At 44.0% G+C, this 19,314-nt stretch carries 23 protein-coding genes; 9 read left to right on the top strand and 14 right to left on the bottom strand.

The window, feature by feature from the left end; all coding sequences use genetic code 11:
- The first annotated feature begins 2 nt into the window (after positions 1–2).
- Positions 3–377: a hypothetical protein gene (locus IQP38_RS01495; RefSeq protein ID WP_025768457.1), complete on the top strand. Its 375-nt coding sequence runs from the start codon at positions 3–5 to the stop codon at positions 375–377.
- A gap of 26 nt (positions 378–403) precedes the next feature.
- Here the strand turns inward: IQP38_RS01495 and IQP38_RS01490 are convergent, their stop codons facing one another.
- From IQP38_RS01490 to IQP38_RS01480, 3 genes are all read right to left on the bottom strand, one after another.
- Positions 404–1,294 carry a sigma-70 family RNA polymerase sigma factor gene (locus IQP38_RS01490; protein WP_017635872.1) on the bottom strand — a complete coding sequence of 297 codons (891 nt, stop codon included), beginning with the start codon at positions 1,292–1,294 and terminating at the stop codon, positions 404–406.
- Positions 1,295–1,626: 332 nt separating this feature from the next.
- A complete protein-coding gene (locus tag IQP38_RS01485) occupies positions 1,627–3,069 on the bottom strand; it encodes a diguanylate cyclase domain-containing protein (RefSeq protein ID WP_149191584.1) in 1,443 nt (480 codons plus the stop codon).
- 257 nt (positions 3,070–3,326) lie between these two features.
- Positions 3,327–3,614, bottom strand: a complete 288-nt coding sequence (locus IQP38_RS01480) for an alternative ribosome-rescue factor A (RefSeq protein WP_017821594.1) — start codon at positions 3,612–3,614, stop codon at positions 3,327–3,329.
- A 365-nt stretch (positions 3,615–3,979) separates the two neighbouring features.
- On the opposite strand from IQP38_RS01480, the gene IQP38_RS01475 reads away from it, so the two are divergent.
- The 4 genes from IQP38_RS01475 to IQP38_RS01460 all read left to right on the top strand — a co-directional run bounded on the left by IQP38_RS01475 (position 3,980) and on the right by IQP38_RS01460 (position 5,824).
- Entirely contained in the window at positions 3,980–4,189 is a 210-nt protein-coding gene (locus IQP38_RS01475) for a cold-shock protein (RefSeq protein WP_005375625.1), read from the top strand.
- Positions 4,190–4,278: 89 nt separating this feature from the next.
- Positions 4,279–4,824 carry a YaeQ family protein gene (locus tag IQP38_RS01470; protein ID WP_005375627.1) on the top strand — a complete coding sequence of 182 codons (546 nt, stop codon included), beginning with the start codon at positions 4,279–4,281 and terminating at the stop codon, positions 4,822–4,824.
- Complete coding sequence (locus tag IQP38_RS01465; protein ID WP_017635869.1) at positions 4,811–5,353, top strand: hypothetical protein; 543 nt, start codon at positions 4,811–4,813, stop codon at positions 5,351–5,353. Before IQP38_RS01470 ends, IQP38_RS01465 begins: the two co-directional genes overlap by 14 nt.
- 111 nt (positions 5,354–5,464) lie before the next feature.
- Positions 5,465–5,824 (top strand): glutaredoxin family protein, encoded by a 360-nt coding sequence (locus IQP38_RS01460; RefSeq protein ID WP_005375631.1) that lies wholly within the window; start codon positions 5,465–5,467, stop codon positions 5,822–5,824.
- 191 nt (positions 5,825–6,015) lie between these two features.
- On the opposite strand, the gene IQP38_RS01455 is transcribed toward IQP38_RS01460, so the two are convergent.
- Positions 6,016–6,642 (bottom strand): OmpA family protein, encoded by a 627-nt coding sequence (locus tag IQP38_RS01455; RefSeq protein WP_025768460.1) that lies wholly within the window; start codon positions 6,640–6,642, stop codon positions 6,016–6,018.
- Between the two features lie 282 nt (positions 6,643–6,924).
- Between IQP38_RS01455 and IQP38_RS01450 the strand changes: the two genes are divergently transcribed.
- Together IQP38_RS01450 and IQP38_RS01445 are read left to right on the top strand one after the other, a co-directional pair.
- Entirely contained in the window at positions 6,925–7,557 is a 633-nt protein-coding gene (locus IQP38_RS01450; protein WP_042521488.1) for a thiol:disulfide interchange protein DsbA/DsbL, read from the top strand.
- Positions 7,558–7,570: 13 nt separating this feature from the next.
- Positions 7,571–8,044 (top strand): FKBP-type peptidyl-prolyl cis-trans isomerase, encoded by a 474-nt coding sequence (locus IQP38_RS01445; protein WP_005375638.1) that lies wholly within the window; start codon positions 7,571–7,573, stop codon positions 8,042–8,044.
- Positions 8,045–8,126: 82 nt separating this feature from the next.
- On the opposite strand, the gene cyoE is transcribed toward IQP38_RS01445, so the two are convergent.
- From cyoE to IQP38_RS01425, 4 genes are read right to left on the bottom strand one after another with little or no spacing between them, the layout of a single operon-like run.
- Positions 8,127–9,026, bottom strand: a complete 900-nt coding sequence (cyoE, locus tag IQP38_RS01440; protein WP_005385222.1) for a heme o synthase — start codon at positions 9,024–9,026, stop codon at positions 8,127–8,129.
- Positions 9,019–10,038, bottom strand: a complete 1,020-nt coding sequence (locus IQP38_RS01435) for a COX15/CtaA family protein (RefSeq protein WP_193837219.1) — start codon at positions 10,036–10,038, stop codon at positions 9,019–9,021. Before IQP38_RS01435 ends, cyoE begins: the two co-directional genes overlap by 8 nt.
- An 11-nt stretch (positions 10,039–10,049) precedes the next feature.
- Entirely contained in the window at positions 10,050–10,586 is a 537-nt protein-coding gene (locus IQP38_RS01430; RefSeq protein ID WP_017635864.1) for a hypothetical protein, read from the bottom strand.
- The gene (locus IQP38_RS01425) at positions 10,576–11,367 is read right to left on the bottom strand and encodes an SURF1 family protein (protein ID WP_085569294.1); all 792 of its coding nucleotides are present in this window, start codon (positions 11,365–11,367) and stop codon (positions 10,576–10,578) included. The genes IQP38_RS01430 and IQP38_RS01425 overlap by 11 nt, the downstream gene beginning before the upstream one ends.
- Between IQP38_RS01425 and IQP38_RS01420 the strand changes: the two genes are divergently transcribed.
- Positions 11,366–11,602, top strand: coding sequence for a DUF2909 family protein (locus tag IQP38_RS01420; protein ID WP_005391169.1), 237 nt, complete (start codon positions 11,366–11,368; stop codon positions 11,600–11,602). The two genes, IQP38_RS01425 and IQP38_RS01420, sit on opposite strands and share 2 nt — an antisense overlap.
- Positions 11,603–11,626: 24 nt before the next feature.
- Here IQP38_RS01420 and IQP38_RS01415 read toward each other — a convergent pair whose 3' ends face one another.
- Genes IQP38_RS01415 through coxB form a run of 4 tightly spaced genes read right to left on the bottom strand, consistent with a single transcriptional unit; the run spans position 11,627 to position 15,914 of the window.
- Entirely contained in the window at positions 11,627–12,511 is an 885-nt protein-coding gene (locus IQP38_RS01415) for a cytochrome c oxidase subunit 3 (RefSeq protein WP_005385214.1), read from the bottom strand.
- A 51-nt stretch (positions 12,512–12,562) separates the two neighbouring features.
- The gene (locus IQP38_RS01410) at positions 12,563–13,102 is read right to left on the bottom strand and encodes a cytochrome c oxidase assembly protein (protein WP_005385211.1); all 540 of its coding nucleotides are present in this window, start codon (positions 13,100–13,102) and stop codon (positions 12,563–12,565) included.
- Between the two features lie 20 nt (positions 13,103–13,122).
- Complete coding sequence (gene ctaD / locus IQP38_RS01405; RefSeq protein WP_005375510.1) at positions 13,123–14,754, bottom strand: cytochrome c oxidase subunit I; 1,632 nt, start codon at positions 14,752–14,754, stop codon at positions 13,123–13,125.
- Entirely contained in the window at positions 14,751–15,914 is a 1,164-nt protein-coding gene (coxB, locus tag IQP38_RS01400) for a cytochrome c oxidase subunit II (protein WP_005385208.1), read from the bottom strand. The genes ctaD and coxB overlap by 4 nt, the downstream gene beginning before the upstream one ends.
- A 330-nt stretch (positions 15,915–16,244) precedes the next feature.
- On the opposite strand from coxB, the gene IQP38_RS01395 reads away from it, so the two are divergent.
- Positions 16,245–17,939: a phospho-sugar mutase gene (locus IQP38_RS01395; RefSeq protein WP_171344123.1), complete on the top strand. Its 1,695-nt coding sequence runs from the start codon at positions 16,245–16,247 to the stop codon at positions 17,937–17,939.
- Between the two features lie 98 nt (positions 17,940–18,037).
- On the opposite strand, the gene IQP38_RS01390 is transcribed toward IQP38_RS01395, so the two are convergent.
- Positions 18,038–18,460 (bottom strand): GNAT family N-acetyltransferase, encoded by a 423-nt coding sequence (locus IQP38_RS01390; RefSeq protein ID WP_054701313.1) that lies wholly within the window; start codon positions 18,458–18,460, stop codon positions 18,038–18,040.
- Positions 18,461–18,539: 79 nt separating this feature from the next.
- On the bottom strand, positions 18,540–19,172 hold the full coding sequence (locus tag IQP38_RS01385; protein WP_005375522.1) for a LysE family translocator: 633 nt from the start codon (positions 19,170–19,172) through the stop codon (positions 18,540–18,542).
- Between the last annotated feature and the right edge of the window lie 142 nt (positions 19,173–19,314).

Below are 19,314 nucleotides of genomic sequence, written 5' to 3'. Positions count from 1 at the left end.
CGATGTATACATTTGTTGCAGACAAATTGGATGTGGTTTATTTATCAACGATACCAGAAAACTACCAGTTACAAGACTTCGACGTGCCTGAAGAAGAACTCGAAATTCGTGAAATTGTAGAGGTATGGTATGAGTGTGCGTTTCTTCCTGACTTTAACCTTCAACACATCGACATCGAAAACAAAACCGCATTAGTCGAGACACAAGCGCAAGTCGTAAACAACTACACAAGTACGCTCGCTTTTTTACTCAAAAGTCGTGCTTATCGCGCAGCACTTAACCGATTATTGAGTGTATGGAGATTGGAGGCAGCAGCTAAAGCACAGCTTGAGCTGCTGTTACTTACGGAAGAACAGAGTAGCAAGCCAGTAAATTAATCGGCTAGGATAAGGGGCTAAAAATCTTAAACCCAACCATCGAATCGGAGACGTTTCTGCACGCGTTCAACCGCCTCTATCTGCATCTGACGAACACGCTCGTTAGACACGTTTAACAACAGGCCTATTTCCGACAAGGTTTTCACTCTCTGGTCAAATAATCCGAATCGATGGATTAAGACTTTCTGCAACTTAGTTGGCAAGGTTTTAATAATATTTTCAATAGCTTGAGTAAAGCACTGGTTTTCACAGTCTTGTTGTGGATCTGGCGTATACTCACTTTCACACAGTTCAAGAACAAATGGAACACGATGTAGGTCCGCAGTGGTAGATACATCAATAAAACCACTAAGAGCAACAAGTTCATCTATACGCTCTGCTTTCACCCCTGAGCAGCGTGAGAGTTCAGAAATAGACAACTCCTTGCTCTCACTTTTTGACGCATCGAGCTTTTTTAAAGCCAGGCTATTTATCTCTTTGCACACATGAGCAGGTAAACGTACTGTGCGGCCATTGTTCATTAATGCCGCTTCTATATTCTCGCGAATCCACCATACCGCATAAGTAGAAAAACGGTAGCCTGGCTCAGGATCGAACTTATCGACCGCTTTTATCAAACCAATGTTACCTTCTTCTATCAAATCGAGCAGAGTAAAGTTATTGCCTGGCCGTTTGAGGTAACCTTTTGCGATTTTCACAACAAGTCGAAGATTAGACTCAATCAACATTTCGCGCGCTTCTTCATCACCAGCTCGATTAAGTTTGGCGTAATGCAACTCCTCTTCACGAGACAACAAATCAATGCCCACAATATCTTTGAGATAGTGAGCATAAGGGTCTTTCCCAACTGACAACGATTCTTTCATTGACAGTTCATCCGTGACAGCTCGGAACCTAGCAAAGCATTCGTTGTTCATTCCCCGTCCTTCTCAAGCCAACTTATTTCTTATCTTCTTTAATTGTTTTTGTACAACACTGTATGCATCATGCTTTATATGCATTACTTTACACTGAGTGTAGACAGGGGTTCTGATCTTTACCAAGAAATCACTTATCACTTTAAAACAATTACTGCTTCTATGATAAAAACGTGAGCAGGCGGGGGTTATATATATGAAAGTGCGAATATTTGTACGCAAATTGGCCTCAAAGAAAACAACGCAACGTAATCGTCAACGCTTACCACGTTACTCTGACTAAACCTTTGAGGCTTGAGGATGGTTTGAAGTATCAGTTGAATTAGCGAGACCTAATTCACTTGACGAAGCGCAGGTTGAAGCTGACAGTCTGTTATAACTTGGAAAACTGCACGATTCTTTCCTTCAGACTTACCTTGATACATCAACTCGTCAGCATCTTGCAAGCTCACGATGTGGGTAAACTCAGGATAGTAAGCACAGCCCAAACTGATACTCAAATGAATTGCTTGTCCGCCCAGTATAACAGGCTGATCGTAAACGGCTTTACAAAGCATATTGGCAAAATTGAGCGCTTCTCGCTCTGACAGAGAAGACGTAACAAGTGCGAACTCTTCTCCTCCAATTCTCGCCAATGTCATTCGGTCATCAGTCATCGACTTAGCGGCTTCTGCGATGGCAACTATTGCTCGGTCTCCAGCAAGGTGGCCATATCGATCATTGATTGATTTAAAATCATCAATATCAAACACCATCACCGTTAAGTTTCGCTTCAAATGATTCAGTAGCGCCAATTGCTCAATCAGGTGTCTACGGTTGTATAGCTTTGTGAGAGAATCCGTCAACGTCATCTCCAGCAATTGCTGATTGGCAATCGTTAATTGCCTTGTCCGAAGAGCAACCATACGTTTGAGAGCAAAAATATGATAAAGCGTTGCGACCGCCATAATGAAAATAGCAATAGGGAAAAGATAAAGTGGATAAACCGTTTTCACCACACTCCAACGGGTGAGGATCCGCTCACGATCCGTATCGATGACTTTTTCAAACGCTCGTGATACCTCTAAAATGGAAGTTGCACTGTGCATTCCTGCTGCAATCCGAAGATCTTTACTATATAAGCTAATTGTCGGGACAAACATACCCGCTCCCGGCGTGGTTGCCATATAAAAGTTAGCAACTTGCAGGTCTGCAACGAAGTACAGCACCTTTTTATCGACGGCGGCTTGTATCATCGAATCATTGTTAATGTATTCTGCGATAGGTACATTCGGGTAATTCGTCTGAACAAACTCAGACTCGTAACTTCCTTTAACAACGCCAATTGGCAGCGTCATTTCTCCAGTTAAAACACTCCTGATATCAACCGAAAGTACATCTTTATTTACGTACAATTTGGTTTGGATAGGCATTATGACGGCGCCAAAGTCCATATACTTCGCTCTTTCGGGCGAGTAGACAAGTCCTCCGTGAAAGTCAGCCTTACCCTCTTTTACGGCTTGCAAAGAAGCATCCCAATCCAAAAGGAGAAACTGAACGTCGATTTGGTTGTTCGCCGCGTACTCTTTCCAAAAGTCGATTAAAATACCTTTAGGTTCACCATCTGGGCTAAGGTAAGAGAACGGCTTCCACGCTTTGGAGTTAGCAACAATTAAAGAATGAGACTCTGATTTGTGCGCATGCGCCATCGGACAAATGGACAGCCACACTAGTAATAAAGAAGCACACGCTTTTTTACATTTGCAACCATAAGTACCATAACTCGTCGATGACATACCTACTTCTCACCAGTCTTTTTAAACCATAATCTCGGCTGTTTGATTAGACTAAAGATATAGTAGAGTTGCATAAGACAGGAAGTGACGCTTATTGATATGAATCTAACTTAGTAAGTTTTAGTACTTAATTGGTACTTTCAACGCCTGGTTCGCTGAAGCAGTTGAAGCAGTTGAAGCAGTTGAAGCAGTTGAAGCAGTTGAAGCAGTTGAAGCAGTTGAAGCAGTTGAAGCAGTACATAATAAATTAGGAAAACTTATCTGGTACTAAAAAATTGAATATCATCAGTTTTGCAAACACCTAGTACCAATAAAAAAGCCCTATTCAAAATCCACCTTGGGGAGAACTTTGAATAGGGCTCTTTGCCTCTATGCTTCATTTTACGGCTGAAGCTACCTTTACCTTTTTTCGCTTTAACGACTCGTGTTTGGAACAGCTGACTGGTAACAACCGCTTTTAACGCGTTGTCTTTGATTTCACCTCTGCCGAAGTCGGTCTCATGTTGTGAGCCACTCGGTTGAGGACTGATTTTACGCTTTGCCATAAATCCTCCTTAATGGTCGAACCAGATTGGACAATAATTATGTAAATAAGTCAAATTTATAGATTTAGTTGAATTTTATGCTAAAAAACTTCACATCACCGTCATTTATTTGAAATTTAATCAAAAACATGCTGGTTAAATAGTGACTAAATACAAATATTTGTCCATAAAGCACTAATATATGTTGACTCTTCGTGGAATTAACCTAGACTCAAACACGGCTAGAAAGAAAGTTCTTTGTTTTCACATTTCGTTGGATTACTTGTAACCCGTCGTCCTGTGGTACGCAATAGCAATTTATTTTTCCACGCTATAAGCGCCGTTGAGGCGAAAGATTACATTATTTAGATATTTAGGAAATAGACATGTCTAACACAGCTACTGGCACAGTTAAGTGGTTCAACGAAACTAAAGGCTTCGGTTTCATTCAACAAGAAAACGGTCCTGACGTATTTGCTCACTTCTCTGCAATCACTGGTGACGGCTTCCGTACTCTAGTTGAAGGCCAGAAAGTAGAATTTGTTATCTCTCAAGGTCAAAAAGGCCCTCAAGCAGAGCAAATCAAAGTACTTTAATTCTTAAAGAATTTGATACGATAGCCAGCTTTTAAAGCTGGCTATTTTTTTGCCTAAAACTTATTTTGCCAACAAAACGATATAAATCTATGGCTCTTAAACCAACCATTTACAAATTTCGTATCGCCATTTCCGATATGAATAATGACTATTACGATTCTAAAAATCTAACTATCGCCCTTCACCCTTCTGAAAAGCCGCAACGAATGTTGGCTCGCATTCTAGCTTACTGTTTAAATGCTCAAAGCAATCTAGAGTTTACAAAAGGACTCTCTACGATTGAAGAGCCTGATTTATGGCATGTTGGCGATGATCAAAGCATTACTCACTGGATTGAAATTGGCGAACCAGAACCAGACAGAATTAAGAAAGCTTCTCGCCTCGCAAAGCATGTAAAAGTTTACACTTATAACACCAAAGCGGCTGTCTGGTGGGACAAAATGTCAGGAAAGTTCTCAATGCTTCCCGTCAACGTAGAGAGCTTTGACTATGACGCTATCGACTTGATTTGTCAGCATCTTGACCGAGGTACTAGCCTTTCTGTTATGATTACTGGCAGCTCAATTTTTGTTGATATCAATGATCAACATATCGAAGTAACGGTGAAGGAACTAAAAAACCATGACGTCTCTTAGTGAACTGAGTCAAGAGATGGGATTTGAAGAAATCCCCTTTGTTAAAGAACATAAAGCAGCAAAGCGACGTTGGTTAAAAGAACAGTCACAACTATTTACAAAAGTTTGTGAGAACAAACCCACAACAGCACCTACTCTTCACCTGCTTGGCCTTTTGACCAAATCACATATTGAAGCAAGTGCTAACTACGAGCAACATGCTCACTCTACCCAGCGTATGCAGCAAGTTCTGACTGACTCCTTGGGTAATGAGCACGCGGATAAGTTTACTAACCAATCTGCTGAAGACCTAATCTTAGTCACCCACCTTTGGTTATACACGCAAGGCTATTTAAATATGGATTTCAGCTTGGCGCACGATCATGCCGAGCAGACTCAAAATACATTGCAGCACGAACTTGTCATGAAACGCATGGACGTTGATGCATTCAGAACCGAACTCATGCAAAGTTTTTATCAAGGTAAAGAAGCCCGTCCGGCTTCAGCAAGTGGCTTTTGGGGTTGGTTTAAACGTCTATTTTCCGCATAAAATACATGGTTTTATCCATTTCAAACAACTGATAGACTTCACGCTCAGTGCAACAAGCATCATGATTGCATTCTTAAAGGACAATTACCCAATGAACATCAAGGGATCATTATGAAGTTTATCCGTTGGATTTTAGGCAAGGTTATCTTATTGCTGAACGCGGTGTTCTCACCTCGTGGTATTAAGCGCACCGCAGAAGAACAGCAACGTATTGATGAAAAAGCGAAACAATACGCACTTTACCAATTTGAAGCCTGCCCTTTTTGCGTAAAGGTCCGCCGTGCAATGAAGCGTCAATCGGTGAACATTGAGCTACGTGATGCAAAAAATAACCCGACTCATCGAGCTGAACTAGAGCAAGGTGGTGGGCGAGTTAAAGTCCCTTGCCTTCGTATCGAAAAAGATGGCGAAACACAGTGGTTATACGAGTCATCTGACATCGTCGCTTACGTTGAAAAAGAATTTGCCTAAGTTCCCCCTATGAACATTGGCGGATGTAAAAGAGGCACCTAACGGTGCCTCTTTTCTATTTTTTCTAGCTAAATGTTGCCGTGCGAGCTTTCCTTATTCAGTCTTCTTGCTCAACTCCGAACTTAAACTCCACTAAGCAAATAACGGGTATGTGAGAACAACACAACGAAGATTACCGCCTAACGTCTGCGTTATTCATCCACGATCAATGTTAGCTCTACGCGCCGATTGCAAGCTTTACCACTCGCTGTCGCATTGCTGCACTTCGGTACATACTCTCCGAAGCCTCTAGAAAACACTCGTTGACGTGGAATACTCGTCGCCAATAGTTGTTTTTCTACTTCACGAGCTCGCTTTTCAGATAGCGTGTCGTTGAAACTTTCAGCTCCCGTACTATCCGCATGACCATCAATCACGACATCAACATCAGTTCTTCCCGCCAGATAGTGACCAATGTTTCGAATCCAGTCTTGAGATTGAGCAGATAACCGTGCAGAGCCCGTTTGAAAATGCACTTGCTCTTTCAAACGTATCATCAGGTGACCACCACTGAGCGTCTCGTGAGGAATGTTATGCCTGCTCAGGAACATTTCCAGAGAGGTCACGTTTTGCGACTTTTTTACTGACGCCCTCGCCGTTTGATATGAACGAGGGGAAGAAGCCACATTGGATGCGCTCGGGTATCCCCATTCTGGGTGTCTCAGCTCAGTGTTTGATTTAGGAGCTGTATCTAAAATGTTCCCACCTGGGACCATATCTTGATCGAGGCTACTGCACCCGGCCAGAATGCCACAAACAATTAAAAACCAATGCTTCATACCATTACCAACGTAGAAAAACTCTTGTTCATTGTGTCGACAAAACACGCCGAATCTTTAGCGCTTTTGTCCACCGATTGGTTTGTCTATGCAGCGTTCATGCCACTGGAGTCAATGCCAAATCATCTCTCAAATAAAAAGCAACACTAAAATACCCTACCCTTACAGCCCATACGTCAGGCTAAGTCTGTTACCAATGGTCTCACTTTATTGTTATTTAATGGTTTTAGTCACTATCGTTAACCGATAAACTAACGCAAATTTCTCATTTAGAGCACTACTATGTTAAAAACCATATCGAAAGGCTTTGCTGTTGTTGTTGCCGTAATGGCTTTGTCGGCATGCGATAGCGGCAAGAGTCAGCCTCAGCAAGGCAAACAATACGAAGTTTTGCCAGTATCCCTTGAAGAATATGATTTAGCTCCCCTGACTGAAGCATTCTCTTTAACTTGTGGCCACTGCCGCTCAATGGAAGAGTTTGTCCCTCAAATTGAATCATTGACCGATCAAAGCGTTGAAAAAATGCATGTAACGTTCAATGAAAGTGCACAAGTGAGCGCCATCATCTTTTATACTGCCGTAATGCAGCTTGAATCAACACCAGATAAAGCGTTTATGGCAGATCTTTTTACTGCTGTGCAAATGGGTGCCGATGCAACGGCTGAGGAACGCCAAATCGCTGTTGAGAAAGCCTTTGAGTCTCGCAACCTTATCAGCCCTTACCATTTAGATGAAGCACAGCAAAAAGCGCTGTTTGAGTACATCACTAAGGCAGAAGCGATCACCACGCGAGGCCAAATTAACTCCGTTCCAGCCTTTATCGTAAACGGAAAATATCAAGTAATTACTGGTGGTCATGACAGCGTTGAAGCCATGGCAGAAACCATCAACTTTTTGCTAAAACAACCTAAATAGACAAGGAGATTACGTGTCTAAATTTTTGTTTCCTCTTATTATTTTTATTTTGGCGGGCTTTTTCATTTACCGTACTTGGACAAACCATAAAGTAGCAGATGAAAACTTTGCCAAAGGCCAAGCATTCTTACTAGAAAATGCGAAAAAAGAAGGCGTCATCACAACAGAAAGTGGCCTTCAATACATGGTTCTTGAAAAAGGCGAAGGTGAGGTTCACCCAACGGCAACAAGTAAAGTAAAAGTACACTACCACGGCACCTTGATTGATGGCACGGTATTCGATAGCTCTGTTAATCGTGGTGAGCCTATTTCATTTGGTCTTAACCAAGTCATTAAAGGCTGGCAAGAAGGTCTACAATACATGGTAGAAGGTGAGAAAATCCGCCTTTTCGTACCAAGCACGCTTGGCTATGGTAAGAGTGGCTCTGGCCCAATTCCACCAGCAAGTGTTTTGATCTTTGATGTTGAACTGCTAGAAATTCAATAAATCTAGAAAGCTTTGTCTTAAAGCCAAAGTATCAAAACCAAAAACGCCGCGAACCACGCGGCGTTTTCTGTTTTAAGAGAGGTTAAAAACCAATATAGTGATCCGAAAGCAATGCAATGAACAACGCCAAAAGATGATAGATAGAGAATTTAAACGTCTCCATCGCGGTATTTGGCTCTGGTGCATATTTTAGCTTCCATGCATGGTACATAAAGCCAGCATTGAGTAGTAGCGAGGCAAAAAGATACACCACGCCGACCATACCAACCAAAACCGGTAGGACACAAACCAAAGTCAATAGCACCGTATACAACAGAATAGAAGTTTTGGTGTACTCAATGCCGTGTGTCACTGGCAGCATGGGAATATCTACCTTGCGGTAATCCTCGACACGATGAATAGCCAGAGCCCAAAAATGTGGTGGCGTCCAGATAAAAATGATCATTACGAGCAGCCAAGCATTCGCATGTAATTGCCCTGTTACAGCAGTCCAACCGAGAAGAGGCGGCATCGCACCGGCAATCCCTGCAATGACGATATTTTGGGGCGTAGCACGTTTGAGGTACATTGTGTATACCATCGCATAGCCGAGCAAACTCATCAAAGTCAACCATGCCGTCAGCGGGTTGACCATCGCATAGAGAAGTACAAACCCTAAGACACCTAAAACTGTAGCGAAGGCTATCACCGATGATGGTTTAGTCTCACCCGATGGCAATGGTCGTTTGTGTGTACGTGCCATTCTCGCATCAATTCGGCGGTCAATTAGATGATTAAACGCTGCCGCAGACCCTGCCATCAGACCAATCCCCGTTAGGCCAACTACCGCCTGCAACCAGGGGAAATCATCAACCGGGGCTAAGCTCATCCCTACTACTGCCGTCACCAACATTAACGCCACCACTTTAGGTTTCGTTAACTTCAAATAAACGGAACTTAGTCGCTTTCGCCCATTTAACGACAGCGCGATTTCTTTACTCATAGCGAACTCCTTTCGCGGTGTAATTCCAAGCCGTTTTACCCTGCCACAAGTAAAACTGGCTAACACAAACGAGACTCAACATAACAGCGGCACCAAGGTTGTGCGCCACCGCGACATAGATAGGAAGTTGAAATACTACGTTGCTTACACCCAGCATAATTTGGCACACCAGAGTGAATAACAACCACCCTCCGATTCTCTGTGAATGATGAGAATCTTGCCTCATAAGCCCAATACTATAAGCCAATACCACGGTGGCGGTAACAATAGCGCCTATACGATGAGTGACGTGTATAGTCATTCTTGCCGGATACTCCAAGACACCAAATTCATAATTCTCGAATCCAGTTTGCCAGAAAGAAAACGCTTCTTTCCATGAGAGATGGCTCATCCAGTCTCCCTCACAAATCGGCAGTGTGGTACACATCAGCGCTGCATAATTTGACGAAGTCCATCCTCCAAGGAGCACTTGCACCAAAACAACCAGAAAAACCAACAATGAAAAGCCTCTCAGAGAGCTAGAAGATGGAGAGAAATAGAGATTGTTTTGCGCTTTTAATTGGCAGTAAAAAATCGCCTGTAACGCCAATAAAACAAAACCACCGAGCAAGTGAAGCATCACGATGACGGGCATTAATTTAAGAGTAACTGTCCACATTCCCAAAAGTGCCTGCCCAATCACCAATACGCTGAGCAACATCGGAATGGTTGAATTTACACGCTCAGACCTTATTGATATCGCTGCCATCGCAAAAATGACTAAACCTAACGTTCCTGCAAAATAGCGATGAATCATCTCAAGCCATGCTTTCTCATGCTCTACTGCCCGCTCGGGGAAGTTCAGGTTAGCACGTATGACGTCTTCTTCTTGATGCGGCACAGAAAAGTGCCCATAACAACCAGGCCAGTCCGGGCAACCTAACCCTGCATCTGAAAGGCGAGTATATGCCCCTAACATGATCACCACGAAAGTTAGGAGCAAACTGAATCTAACCAACTGAATTAATTTCATATGCACTTCCTCTAACCGACTCGTGACAGTTTTAAGAGCTTGCGTAAGTCCGCCAACATACCTTTATTCAATAGGACTAAGTCCTCATTTGGTTTCGGCGAGTAAGACATCACCAGTTGCCCAAGAGGATCAACGATCAACATTTGCCCAGGTTTCACTTTAGCGGTAACCAATTCATTCATTTGCATCGCTAACATCGATACTTCCATGGGATCTGAATGCTCAGTCTGCCAAACGACTGGCACTACTCGCTCTTGATACTTACCTAAAGCAACATGACTTTGCTGAAGCAGGTAAAGCTGCTGTTTACACTGTTCAGTGCATTCGTTAGGCAATACATAAGCGAGTTGCCAACCATGGTCTTTGAGAGGTGACTCTTGACCAAGCTGCTCTAACGTCGTGTATGGTTCGACTAACTCGCCTCTATTGGTCACTCCGCTTTGATACCACCCTTGTGTAAGAATGACTTTTGCAATGACAGCGGGAAGCGCGAACGTACAAACCAGCGCAATCAACATTAGTCGTCCTTTGGTTACTTTAGATGTCATGCTTCACCTCCATGTGACGCAACTTTTTTTGCCAACGAACAAAAACAATTAAAGTCAGTAATAAGAAAACACCTGCCATCGAAAACCATTGAATCGAATAGCCAAAATGTTTGGCACTATTGAGTGGCAATGGATTCCAAGGAAAGTCATAGGGCCAACGAGTTAAATTGTCTGGCTGCAAGACTGCGGGCATAAGTTCAATATTCAGTAGCTGATTCAATTGCGCGATGTTTAGGTTTTGCACGCGAATAACATCGCCAACTTCCGGCATTAACTCTGAGCTCAGTGGATTAGTAGATTTTCGGTACAGGCGTCCTGTGATGAAAGTCGAATTATCGAGTTTGGTGACCGTTGGTAACACTGAGCGTTCTGCTCTTCCCTCGACAAAACCAAGCTCCAATAACGCATAGGCACTAGGCTCATCGCTCGTCAATACAATCTGAAATGCTAAATATCCCACACTGCCTTGATGCGTTTGGTTATCTAACAAAATTACGGGAAACGCCTGAGGAACAACATTAACTTCCACTTTTTTCCCGAGGATACTTTCCTCTCGCCAGTCGTTGTCTTCAAGAACGACGCTTAGTGCTTGGTACGCACTATCCGCACGCGCGAGAATGGCTTGTTCCAATGCTTGTTTTTCTTGCCCTCTCTCAAACTGCCAAAAACCCAGTTTGACCAAAAGAGAAAACACAACCACAGTTAAACCAACTGCAACCCAAAACCGTTTCGATAGCCATAATTGTCTTGATAACAACAATGATGAAACCGGAGGTGCCATGTCCACCGTATTTCTATTCAAACTGACGCTTGTCCTTTTGCTGCTTTTCATTATCTTCAACCTCGCAAAAGCGCTTATCGAAATGGTTCGTGAAGACCCAGATAATCCTGAAAAAAGAGACAAACCCATGAGTCATTACTTAGGCCGTCGAGTCATGTTCTCCGCTTTGGTGGTCATCCTTCTGCTTATTGCGCTCAGCTCGGGTTGGCTAGCGCCAAACCCTCGCCCTTATTAGTCGGACCAAGAGTTCACAATGAGCCTAAAGTACGTAAACAAACACAAACAGACATAACCAAACCACATCCACGAAATGCCAATACCAGCTGCCCGCTTGAAAGGCAAAATGGTTCTTTGGCGAAAAGTGATCTTTAGCGATTCTGAACAGCAGCACGATTAAGAAGATAGTCCCAAGACAAACGTGTAAACCGTGGAATCCCGTCAACATGAAGAACGTGTTACCGTAAATACCGGACTGCAACGTGAGCCCTATGTCTTGATAAGCATGAACATACTCAACCGCTTGGTAATATAGGAAAAAGCCAGCAAGTACGATGGTTATCTCTAACCAAACAATCAGTGCCGTTCTTTTGTCTTGTTCAAGGCTTATATGCGCCATATGTAGCGTAATAGACGACAATAGCAGCAAGATAGTGTTGGTAAGGGGTATGCCCTGCCACGGCATAGCTTGTGTTGTTTCTCCTCCCGGCGTCAGTGTGAGTGGCCACATCGCTTCGAAGGTTGGCCACAGGACTTCGTTAGTCATGAAGTTATTATCTGCCCCACCTAACCAAGGCACAGAAATCATTCTGGCGTAGAACAAGGCACCAAAAAAGGCACCAAAAAACATCACTTCAGAAAAGATAAACCAGCTCATTCCTTGGCGAAAAGAACGAGTAATTTGCGAGCTGTATTTTCCACTCAGTGATTCAGTAATCACATTACTAAACCAACCAGCCAACATGTAAAGCAAGAACAAGAAGCCCACCGCTAGCACAATGCCACCAATGGTTCCCACTGCACCGTCACTTTGTGTCCCCTGGACGGTCATGCCTGCGCCAACAGCAACCAAAAACAGAGCAAATGCACCGATGATCGGCCAGCTACTTTGAGCGGGAACATAATATGTTCCTGGCTTGTTACTCATAGTTTCTCTCCTTACTGACCAACCTTGGTCTGTATCTCTCTCCCTGAGTGGCTAAGAGCCTGTAGGAGGGGGAAGTTTATAGAGTGTGTAAGACAGCGTTAACGTGTGTATAGACTCCGGCAAGTCCGGTTCGATATAAAAAATCAACGGCATTTGAGCTTGCTGTTTACCATCCAGAGGCTGCTGGTTAAAGCAAAAACACTCAATCTTATTGAAGTAAGCAGCTCCAGTCCCGGGAGAAACAGAAGGAACGGCTTGCCCCACCAACTTCTGCCCGCTTTCATTAAATGCAAGGTATTCGGTTTGTACGACTTCACCTGGGTGAACATCCATCGAAATCACTTTGGGTCTAAACTCCCAAGGCATATCTGGGCTGACATGCGCCATAAACTCCACGCGAACAGTTCTGCTCATGTCCGGTTGCATACCTGTCGGTTGAATGGCGGCCACTTCACTTGTCTTTCCATTGATTCCCAATGCGTCGCACATCACGTCATAAAGTGGAACCAGTGCATAGCCGAAGCCAAACATTAACAGGGTCGCCAAAAGTAACTTCACTGTGAGCTTCTTGTTTGATGGATTCGGTTTCATGTCACTCACCCCACTCTTTGCTAGTCAATCTTAGGCGGTGTAGTAAACGTATGATGTGGCGCAGGGCTTGGCACTGTCCACTCTAAGCCCTCCGCACGTTCCCACGGTTTTGCAGAAGCCTTTTCCCCGCCACGAATACACTTGATCACCAACCATAAGAAGATCAGTTGTGACAACCCAAATGCAAACCCACCAATTGATACTATTTGATTAACATCAGCAAACTGAATGGCGTAATCCGGTATGCGTCTTGGCATGCCCGCTAAGCCTAGGAAGTGCATTGGGAAAAACAGGACATTGACGGAAATAATTGAGCACCAGAAATGCCATAAACTCAGCTTGTGGTCGTACATATTACCCGTCCACTTAGGTAGCCAGTAGTATGCCGCTGCCATGATCGAGAATACCGCACCAGATACCAACACATAATGGAAATGGGCAACCACGAAGTAAGTGTCATGATATTGGAAGTCCGCCGGCACAATCGCCAACATCAGTCCCGAGAAGCCACCAATGGTAAACAGCACAATAAAGGCAATGGCAAACAACATTGGCGTTTCAAATGTCAGAGCTCCACGCCACATGGTGGCAACCCAGTTAAAGACTTTAACCCCCGTTGGTACCGCAATCAGCATAGTGCAATACATGAAGAAGAGCTCAGCAAAAACTGGCATCCCCGTGGTAAACATGTGGTGCGCCCACACAAGGAAAGATAACAATGCAATGCTGCACGTCGCGTAAACCATCGAATGATAACCAAACAGCTTCTTACCACTGAAAGCAGGCAGAATGGCGGAGATGATTCCAAACGACGGTAAAATCATGATGTACACTTCTGGGTGACCAAAGAACCAAAAGATGTGTTGGAACATTACCGGGTCACCACCACCAGCTGCGTCAAAGAAGCTAGTCCCGAAATATTTGTCAGTAAGAACCATGGTCACCGCACCCGCTAGTACCGGCATAACCGCGATCAACAAGAAAGCGGTGATTAGCCAAGTCCAAACAAACATTGGTAACTTGAACCAAGTCATTCCCGGAGCTCGCATATTTACGATCGTCACGATAACGTTAATCGCGCCCATAATGGAGCTGATACCCATGATATGCACAGAGAATACAAACAGCGCTGTGCTATCCGGGCCATAAGTCGTGGACAGCGGAGCATAAAACGTCCAACCAAAATCAGGACCGCCGCCAGGTAAAAACAACGAGCTCAACAAGATGAGAAATGCAAAAGGTAAGATCCAAAAGCTCAAGTTGTTCATGCGCGGTAGCGCCATATCTGGAGCGCCGATCATCATCGGGATCATCCAGTTAGCAAGACCCGTAAATGCTGGCATCACCGCACCAAATACCATTACTAAACCGTGTACCGTGGTCATTTGATTAAAAAACTGCGGATCGACTAGCTGTAGCCCTGGCTGGAACAGTTCGGCACGAATGATCATAGCCATCGCACCACCTGTTAGAAACATCGCAAAGCTAAACCAAAGGTAGAGGGTGCCTATGTCTTTATGACTTGTAGAATACAACCAACGAGTGATGCCCTGGGGGGCATGATGCTCGTGACCATCATCAATCGCAATGGTACTGTTCGCACTGGCTTCTGCTGGCGCAGACTTCACTGCCTTATCTATTGGCTTACTCATATTTCCTCCTTAGCACTGCCTTGTGCCTTAAAGGCATTCACATCGGATGCTTGCACTGTATCGCCAGTATCGTTGCCCCATGCATTTCGTTGATATGTGATAACCGCGCCAATTTCTTTGTCACTTAACTGATTAGAAAAAGCCTGCATTGCGGTGCCCGGGCGACCGTTGACAATAATATCTATGTGCTCAGTAACATCTCCGGTTGCAATAGGACTGCCTTTAATCGCGGGAAATGCACCCGGAATCCCCTCACCATTTGCCTGATGACACACAGCGCAACGCGCCGTGTATATCGATTCGCCTTGCGACATCAATTCGTCCATAGATAAGTCTTGAGAGAGCGCTTCTTGTGCCGCCGCTTTTTGAAGTGCGAGTTCTTCTTTCTTACTCGCTAGCCATTCATCGAACTTTTCTTCTTCCATCGCATGCACCACCACTGGCATAAATCCGTGTGCACGACCACATAGCTCCGCACATTGGCCGCGATATACGCCTGGCTCATCAATTCTTGTCCATGCTTCATTAATAAAACCTGGAATGGTGTCTTTCTTGACGGCAAAGTCCGGTACCCACCAAGAGTGAATGACATCATCAGAAGTCATCAAAAAACGCACTTTGCGATTCACAGGCAACACCAAAGGGTTATCTACTTCCAGTAAGTAATGTGCGCCTTTAGCTTCGATTCCATCAATTTGTTTTTGGCTGGTGGCAAGCAAACTAAAAAACTCAACATCTTCGCCAAAATAGCTGTAATGCCATTTCCATTGCGAGCCTGTGATCTTGACCGTGATATCCGATTGGCTTGTGTCTTCCATTGCTACTAGAGTTTTTGTTGCGGGAATCGCCATAGCGACAAGAATGATGATGGGTATGACCGTCCAAATAATTTCCACTTTTGTACTTTCATGGAAATGTGCGGCAACTGCTCCTTTTGACTTGCGATGACGGAAGATGGAATAGAACATCACACCAAAAACAATCAAAGCAATTACACAGCAGATATAGAAAATCAGCATATGTAATTCATACACTTGCCCACTTATCTCTGTGACCCCTTTTGTCATGTTGTAGTCATTTTCCTTTGACCAACCAAAAGAGGAAAATGTGATTAAAATCACATTCAGTGATAAGGCTAGAGTAGTCGTTAATCTTTTCAAAAGATCTCTCCTCTGCTCAGCCGCTACGCCTACGCGAGCTTCCTTGCGTCCCGATGCAAATATCGAACAACTTTACTAAAAATCACAAAAACTACGATTTCGACACGGTTTGTTATATTTATGTTAAAAGGCTAGTTATAGTTCCAAGGTTCTTCAAGAAATTAAATATGATTAAATTTTGTGCGGATAAGAAAAATTAATTCGGTTTATCGATTGCCCTCTTTGAAATGTAATTGAGAACCATTTACATTGATTTAAAAGAAAACATTGAGATACTTACCAAACGAAGTGTCCAAGAAAGTAGGCTCCCCCTACTAAGGAATGACTGATATGACAGCACTAATTACGCAATGGCTAGAACGAGACCCTGATCCTAAGACTCGTGAAGAGCTACAACACCTCGTCGATACGAACAATGAACAAGAACTTACTGATCGCTTTGGCTCACGCCTTGCCTTTGGTACTGCAGGCTTACGTGGCAAAGTGGGCGCAGGTCCAAACCGAATGAACCGCTTGGTGATTCAAGAGACCGCCACTGGTTTAGGGAACTATTTGCTTGAGCAAGTCAAAGATGCCGCGAGTCGTGGTGTCGTTATTGGCTACGACGGTCGTCCCGATTCAAAACAATTCGCGCATGATACCGCATCCGTACTGACGGCCCTTGGTATCAAGGTTTACCTAACGTATGAAGTTGCGGCAACCCCAATTGTTGCGTTTGGTGTCCGTACATTGAATGCTGCGGCCGCTGTTGTTGTTACTGCCAGCCACAATCCACCAGAATACAATGGCTTTAAAGTATATTGGGAAAATGGCGCACAGATTATTCCTCCGCACGACTCTGGAATCGCAGCGAAAATTGATGACGCAACAACGAAGCCATTACCTTTAATGTCTCTCGATGATGCAAAACAGCACGGTTTGTTAGTTTGGTTGGAAGACGACTACTACCAAACTTACCGTAAGACAATGAATGAAAACGCGCTGCTTACTCCTGACAACAATACCGATATATCTATTGCTTACACCGCAATGCATGGCGTTGGCGCGAATATGGCGGAAACGCTACTTGCCGACGCAGGCTTCCAAAAAGTGGCAAGTGTTAAGGAACAGCGCGAACCTGATGGAAGCTTCCCAACCGTCAACTTCCCAAACCCTGAAGAAGCCGGTGCAATGGATATGGTGATGGCATTAGGTAAGTCCGTAGATGCCGATATCGCTTGCGCGAACGATCCAGATGCGGACCGTTTTGCCGTGGCAGTTAAACGCCCAGATGGCGAGTATCAAATGCTAACAGGTGATCAGGTGGGCTCACTGTTTGGCGATTACTTGCTGGAACAGCAACCTAACGCTTTGGTTGGCAACACCATCGTATCCTCAAGAATGCTGAGCAGCATCGCTAAGGCGCATGGCGCACAATACTATCAAACATTAACTGGCTTTAAATGGCTTACTAACGTTGCCATGGAACAAGAGACAGAAACCAACCCATTCTTGTTTGCTTATGAGGAAGCGCTCGGTTATACCGTGGGTAACAAGGTGTGGGATAAAGATGGTTTATCTGCAATCGTCGCGTTTTCACAGCTAACAGGCAAGCTTAAAGCGCAAGGCAAAACACTGTGGGATAAACTGGAAGAGCTGTACCGCGAGCACGGTTTCTACTTCAACGCACAACGCAGCATCGCTCTCGACCCGAACTCTCCACCAATCGGCGACAAACTCCGAGCCAATCCACCAACAGAGATTGCTGGTAAAAAAGTTGCAGTAACCGAAGATCTTAAAACATCGGTTCGCATGTTTGACGACGGCTCTGAAGAATCCATTGACTTACCAGCAAGTGACGTATTGATTTATCACCTAGAAGATCAATCTCGCGTGATTGTTCGTCCTTCTGGTACTGAGCCAAAACTAAAATGTTACTACGAAGTCATCAACCTCTTCCCTGCGGATATGAGCTATGAACAAGCACAGCAAGCAGCAGAAGCGAAGATGAACGAACTTATCGACGCGCACCAGCAAAGTTTGTAAGTCAAAGAGAAACATAGATATTTGATACAACAAGAGGCGCAAATTCGCGCCTCTTTTTTGATTTTCACTAGAACAAGTCAAGCTAACCCGTGCTTTCCCTAGCCTACAATTTCCTTTTGTAGAAAGTACTTGTGGATGCCCTCTGCAGGATAGCCTGAGTACTGCCCCACTTTCTCAAAACCCAATTTGAGATAGAACTCAAGAGCTTGAAAGCTGTAGGTATCCAAATAAACATGGGTAACCCCATGAGGCTTTACTTTTTGTTCTAGCATCGACATTAATTGACTACCGAGACCAGAGGTTCGACTTTCAGCGTCTACCCACAAAAACTCAACAAACACCGTATTTTTAAACATTTCGCCAGTCAAGCCACCCATGATCTTGCCATTCTCATCTTTTGCGAAACAGCCTATAGCATGCACTTCCCCTTCAGGTAAATGCAGTCGGTTATAAGATCGAATACCTTCACGAACAAAATCAAGGTCTGTTTGATCTGGATTTAAACAAAATTCAAGCTTCATATACCCTCTCCTTAGGAAACACCAATATCCTAAAACAAAAAGCCAGCAATTACTGGCTTTCTGATGGAATATGATAACTTTACAAGGCGAAACTACTCAGCATCCACAACGCCAGAATAACAAACACTAACCCCATTAGTTTATGTTGATACGTGCGGAATTTTTCGTTCTCGAGCAGCCCTTTGCCCAATGTGCCTGCTAACCCAACAAGTAATAAATTGAATGACAAGCCAAGAACGTTCAACAATAACCCTAGCGCTAGCATCTGCTCACCAGAAGATGCCGTGATATTGCTTGAGACAAACTGCGGCAAAAACATCACAAAAAAGACCAAGGCTTTAGGGTTGAGCAAATTACTCATCAAAGCACGTTGATAATAAGTTGATGCCATTTTGTTTTGACCATCAAGCTCTGGAGCCGAAGATGCCTCAGCTCGTAAGCAGTCCCAACCCATTTTTAACAAGTAAGCGCCACCTAATAGATGAAGGACTTTAAGGGCTATTGGGCTCATGGCAATCAAGGTAGATACGCCCATCGCAGCAAGCAAAGTAAGAATAACACCAGACGTCGCATTGCCTAAGCTAGCAAAAAGACCGACCTTCTTACCGTAACTCATACTAGAACTCGCTATCAGCAACATATCGGGCCCTGGTAACAGCAACAAAGCCACTACTGCGGTGAGATAAACAGGAAGTACAGATAAATCAATCATGATGGAACCGCTTTTCTACAACAAGGCGGCGAATGTTATACCAACAAAATAACATCATCCAGCCCAAAATAGCCAAGATAAATCAAAAAATAAAAATCATAGTTTGCCCAGCTGAAAAATAGCAATCAATTCGCCTGTTTAT

It is taken from the genome of Vibrio sp. OPT41, assembly GCF_015163595.1.
GTDB classification, from domain to species: Bacteria; Pseudomonadota; Gammaproteobacteria; order Enterobacterales; family Vibrionaceae; genus Vibrio; species Vibrio alginolyticus.
This window is presented reverse-complemented; position numbering and strand designations above follow the sequence as displayed.